This is a genomic window from Daejeonella sp. (genome assembly GCF_044348475.1).
In the GTDB taxonomy this organism is placed as follows: domain Bacteria; phylum Bacteroidota; class Bacteroidia; order Sphingobacteriales; family Sphingobacteriaceae; genus Daejeonella.
On record NZ_JBIKSU010000150.1, the window covers coordinates 1 to 3,320 of the forward strand.

3 protein-coding genes and 1 tRNA gene are annotated in these 3,320 nt (G+C 35.2%); 3 read left to right on the forward strand and 1 reads right to left on the reverse strand.

Going from position 1 to position 3,320, the window contains the following annotated elements; genetic code table 11:
* A partial coding sequence (mptB, locus tag ACIQZ6_RS12510) for a polyprenol phosphomannose-dependent alpha 1,6 mannosyltransferase MptB (RefSeq protein ID WP_395811602.1) occupies positions 1–1,039 on the reverse strand: 1,039 nt, incomplete at its 3' end.
* Between the two features lie 29 nt (positions 1,040–1,068).
* Here mptB and ACIQZ6_RS12515 point away from each other — a divergent pair.
* The 3 genes from ACIQZ6_RS12515 to tig form a co-directional block, all read left to right on the forward strand.
* Positions 1,069–1,869: an ABC transporter substrate-binding protein gene (locus ACIQZ6_RS12515; protein ID WP_395811604.1), complete on the forward strand. Its 801-nt coding sequence runs from the start codon at positions 1,069–1,071 to the stop codon at positions 1,867–1,869.
* A gap of 124 nt (positions 1,870–1,993) precedes the next feature.
* Positions 1,994–2,075 (forward strand) — tRNA-Leu (locus tag ACIQZ6_RS12520).
* A gap of 67 nt (positions 2,076–2,142) precedes the next feature.
* Positions 2,143–3,320 (forward strand): trigger factor (gene tig, locus ACIQZ6_RS12525; RefSeq protein WP_395811606.1); only part of this gene is annotated, 1,178 nt, incomplete at its 3' end.

The following is a 3,320-nucleotide window of genomic DNA, read 5'->3' on the forward strand; positions in this document are numbered from 1 at the left end:
AACCAGAGAGCATATCCGATTCTTTCAGATAAACAAATAAAATTCCTGCTAGGGTAAAAACTATCATCAGTTTACTCAAAACAGCAATTGGATTATAGCCCATTACCACCCATCCTATACTTCTAAAAAACAAATAAATACCGCCATTAAATTCAAACTTTCCATAATATAGATTGAGGCTTTCGGCAATATGAGCAAGTCGTTCGCTCGTATCGATACTTCCAATACTAATGAATGCGGTTATTAAAAGGCATACTAATCCATATCCAATCGTTTTTTTGATTCCAATTTTTTGAATGAGAAAGGGTATGGCAAGAATTGGCAATAGTTTAGCCTGTACTGATAGGGATAATGCGGTTGCAGATCCAATCAATTGCTGCCTGTAAAAAAGCATTACAGCAAGCAGGAAAAAGAAGATCATGAATGCTTCAAGGTGTATATTGCCAGTAAGTTCTATGATAACCAGCGGGTTGAGTAGATAGATTAAAAGGTTTGAAGGGTCTTGTTTTCTTTTATTTGCTAGTTTATTCAAAAGGTAAAGAGTGCCTATTTCAGAAACAAAAATCATTGACTTCATTACAATTAAATTTGTTTGCAAACTATCCTCCCCAATTACTGATACTATGTTAAAAAGGATCTGAGATAATTGAGGATAAACACTGAAATAATCAGGTGAGTTGAGGTATGGAAATAATTGACTTAAAAAGGCATCTGAATTCTGATTTAAGAATTGCCTGGGTGTGAAGTCGAATGGATTAAAACCTAATTGTTGAATCCGGCCATCCCAGAAAAATCTATAAAAATCGTCAGACAAGGCTGGTTTCGAAAAAATAAGGCAAAACCGGAATAATACGCCGCTAAGTAGAAGAACCTTAAAATTATAATGTCTTTTATTTTTTAAAATAAAATAACTCAATAAAAATAAGGCGCTGTAAACGGTAATGAGTAGTTCAAAATTTGATCTATTGACAAAATAACCCATCAGAACATAACCTGCAAGAGATAGAATCAGTAATGAGTACAATGTTAATCTAGGCATTTATAAAAAATAGCTTACTTTGTAAAAGTATGCAAAAACGCACATTTACAGATCAAATGGGACGGGTTATTTCCCTTAATTATCCACCTAAAAGAATCATTTCGCTAGTTCCTTCACAAACCGAATTGCTCTTTGATCTGGGTTTAGATGAGCAAGTAATTGGAATTACAAAGTTTTGTATCCATCCAAATGAAAAGTTTAATTCCAAAATTAAAGTTGGAGGCACAAAAAAACTCAATTTAGATAAAATAAGAGGCTTGAAACCCGACCTTATTATTGGAAACAAAGAAGAAAACAGCCAAGCTCAGCTAGAGGAATTAATGAATGAGTATCCGGTTTGGATGAGTGATATCAGTATGTTGGAAGATGCTTACAATATGATTGAGCAGGTTGGGATTTTAACTGGGCAAGCTGAAAAAGCTAAAGTATTGGCCTCAACGATTAAAAATCGTTTTGCTGATCTTGAATCGATACGTGCAACTAATTTAAAGACTGCCTATTTTATATGGAAGGATCCCTATATGTTGGCAGCAAAAGAAACTTTTATTGATCATGTTTTGTCAATGGCTGGGTTTGATAATTCAGTTAAACTAAATAGGTATCCCGTGATGAGTTTGGAGCAATTAGAAGATTTAGCTCCTCAAGTTATATTTCTTTCTTCAGAGCCATATCCATTTAAGAATGAACATGTTCAGGAGATGCAGGCTAGGTTTCCTGAATCAAAAGTTATGATTGTTGATGGCGAGCTTTTTTCTTGGTATGGCAGTCGGCTTTTGCATACCCCCGACTATTTACGGTCACTTATAAAGCAAATTAATGGTCATCCATAAATATTAAGCATAATAGATTTTGTAATTAAGTAGAAAAAGGTTAGTTTTGCCGACCGAAATACCTTTAGAAATATTGAGTGTTAAAGCTCATAAATCTTTAGATTTTTCAAATTAATCCTAAAATGCGGATGTGGCGTAATTGGTAGCCGCACCAGACTTAGGATCTGGCGCTTCACGGCGTGGGGGTTCGAGTCCCTTCATCCGCACTGATTAATTCCCCGGCTACAAACCGGGGAATTTTTGTATAAACTAAAACGACATAAAACTCAGACAATGAACATTACACAGGACAAAATAGACAATCTGAATTCTGTACTAACTGTTAAGATTAATCCTGAAGATTACAAAGAGCGTGTAGAAAAGGCGATCAAAGCCCAAGCAAAAAAAGCAAAACTCCCTGGCTTTCGTCCCGGAATGGTTCCTGCAGCACATATCAAAAAAATGTATGGTAAGAGTATTTTAGTTGATGAAGTCAACGCTATTCTGAATGATGCTTTGAGTAATTATATAACTGATAATAAACTTGAAGTTCTTGGTCAGCCATTGCCTAAGGTAGATGATAGCAAGGAGTTTAATTGGGATTTTACCGATGATTTTGAGTTTGTTTACGAACTTGGCTTGGCTCCTGAATTTGAACTTGGATTTACATCAAAAGATAAATTAACCTATTATCAGGTAAAAGTAGATCCTGGAACACTGGCATCTCGTATCACGAACTTAAGAAAAAGCTATGGCAAAATGTCAAATCCTGACGTATCGGCAGATGATGATGTTTTATATGCAGATTTAAAGCAGCTTTCTGCTGATGGTTCTGTTTTTGAAGGTGGCATAAGTGCTACTGCATCTGTTCGCTTAGATCAGGTAAGTGATACTAAGATCAAAAAGTCACTGATTGGATTAAAGAAAGAAGCAGTTGTGAATGTAGATCTTCAGAAAGCATTTGATGGTAATGCTACAATTATTGCCAAGGTGTTAAATATTTCTGAAGAAGATGCTCAAGACCTTAAATCTAAATTTCAGCTAACGGTTCAAAATATTAATCGCTTAGAAGAAGGAGATTTAAATCAGGAGTTCTTTGATAAGATATTCGGTGCTGATGTTGTTAAAACTGAAAAGGAGTTTAAAGAAAAAATCAAAGAAGAGCTTGAAAGTATGATGGTTCAAAATGCTGACCAGAAGCTTCAGGCAGACATGCTACAGTTTGGTTTAGAAAAAGCTAAACTTAGTCTTCCTGATGAATTTTTAAGACGTTGGCTAAAAGCAACTAATGAAAAACTGAGTGACGAAGAATTGGCACAAGGTTATGATGATTTTGCTCGTAACCTGCGGTGGACTTTGATTGAAAATAAGATCATCAAAGACAATAAACTGGAGATCAAATATGAAGAAGTTTTTGCGGCTGCTAAAAATCGTTTAGATTCTCAGTTCCGTATGTATAGTCCACAGCCGCT

Bases quoted from the DNA above. Each gene is read 5' to 3' on its own strand.
- ACIQZ6_RS12515 (WP_395811604.1), top strand. From the start codon at position 1,069: ATGCAAAAACGCACATTTACAGATCAAATGGGACGGGTTATTTCCCTT.